1 protein-coding gene is annotated in these 1,981 nt (G+C 30.2%); it reads left to right on the top strand.

Annotation, left to right across the window (positions count from 1 at the left end; genetic code table 11):
• The first annotated feature begins 315 nt into the window (after nucleotides 1-315).
• A complete protein-coding gene (locus tag I3255_RS13915; protein WP_238039339.1) occupies nucleotides 316-1,011 on the top strand; it encodes a hypothetical protein in 696 nt (231 codons plus the stop codon).
• The last annotated feature ends 970 nt before the right edge of the window (nucleotides 1,012-1,981 follow it).

Raw genomic sequence — 1,981 nt, 5'->3', positions numbered from 1 at the left:
CATTATTGGTGGTAATTTTTACTTTATATATTATTATAAGCTATCCAATTAAATTCATTATAGCTATAATGTTAATAATTTATTTTTCTTATCTTTTTTTATCCCTACTTACTTTTATTATTTATATAACATTAATATCTGAACGTATTAAGTATGACTTAAAATCCATAAAATGGTTATTCCTCTACCCAATTTATCAATTCTGCATGAGATTAATTACAGCCATTTCAATACTAAATGAAATTATTAGACGAAGTCACGAGGAATCAAATATGGCTCCTTGGTGGGTATTAAAACATGGAAAGAGATTTTAGTATGAAAATTAAATTTAACTTAGACAAAGAAAGAAACCCTGAAATAGAAGATGGCATGAAGGTAATGTATGGACCAGACAAACGTAATAAATATAAAATTCGTTGGTATTTTATATTAATAATTGTTATCAGTCCATTATTCGTTATGGCTTATTACTTATTTAGAACTCAGATATTAGTAATATCTCCAGGAATAATAACATCATACCCATTAACTATAAATTCAGAGCAACCTGCTATTGTAGAAGGTATCTTTCTTGAATCCGGTGACGATGTAAACAAAGAACAAATATTAATAAAACTAAAAAACCACACGCTAAATAAAGAAATTGATTTTATAAAAAAAGAAATTCATAAGTTATCTAACTTAAAAATCACAAATAATGACAACATTCATAGAAATGCAATAAAAAATACAGAGATAAGTGCATACAAAGTATATGAAATTCAAAAAAAATATGACCAATATAAACAAAAAGGGCATATTTCGGATATTGACTATGCGACGATCGTTAACTTAAAAAATGCAATTGATAGCCAATTAAGTGATCAACAAATCATATATAATGATGATAAATTTAATAAGGATCAAATAAGAGTCGCTGGACCAGTGGCACAACAGTATAGAAACTTGTTATTAAAGAAACTCAAAAAGAATCTCTTTATTTTAAATCACCATTCAATGGCAGGGTTTTAGACATCCATGTACGAAATGGCCAACGAATTCAAACAGGTACTCCTTTAGTAACCATAAGTCAAAATGTTACGCCTCAAGTAGTTGCATTCTTAGAACCAAAACATTTAGAGTATAGTGCTATTAATACCAAGGCTAAAGTAATTTTTCCTGATGGAAAAAAATTCACAGCTACCGTATTTAAACCAGTTGAAGTGGTTAATAAACTGCCACAAGAATTACAAAATCCTTTTGAAGGTCAATCTGGTTATTTAAAATTAACTTTAGCTTTTGATAATGCAATAGATAAAATACGATGGGTAGAAGGTGTTGAAGTAGAAGTTAAATTCTAAACTAACATCGAAAAAATTAGCAATTAAAAAAATCAGTTGTTACAATTTTGTAATGCGGCAAAGTAGCATAACATATACCTGAATACTATGTCGCAACACCACCAACTAGATGAGACCTTATGGCTCTATCGAACAAATATGGACGTATACAGTATTCCAAGGTATACGTCCTCAATGGGCAGTCTAGTTTCAACACCACTATGCCTTCTCTCTCTTCATGAGTAACAGATCCATTTTTGACTCCACTACATATTCCTTACGAAGTGAAATGACCCAATAAAGTTGTAGGATTTTTACTCTTTACTAAGGATCCCCACACACGGATAATATATTACCTGTTTATCTGAAACTTTGGTTCAAGCTTTTCTTACGACGTAGGTACTATACCCTCAACTGACTGCTCATCAATCTTCGTCTTATTAATTATAAGAACAATTAATAAGACCATAAACACTCTTGCGTAGACTAACGCTTCCTATTCGATAATGCACATAAAAAACTTTCATCATCAGGGTTGGCACCATGAGCAGTGTATCAATCCCAGCAGTAGCTTATTTGCTGGGATTTTTTTATTTTAGATAACTTAAGATATACTAACTCTAAGTATTTAAATCAAACATCTATAGTATCAACACCATGAA

The sequence above is a fragment of the Psychrobacter sp. Ps6 genome (assembly GCF_022129235.1).
Taxonomy (GTDB): Bacteria; Pseudomonadota; Gammaproteobacteria; order Pseudomonadales; family Moraxellaceae; genus Psychrobacter.
This window is presented reverse-complemented; position numbering and strand designations above follow the sequence as displayed.

Bases quoted from the DNA above. Each gene is read 5' to 3' on its own strand.
- I3255_RS13915 (WP_238039339.1), top strand. From the start codon at position 316: ATGAAAATTAAATTTAACTTAGACAAAGAAAGAAACCCTGAAATAGAA.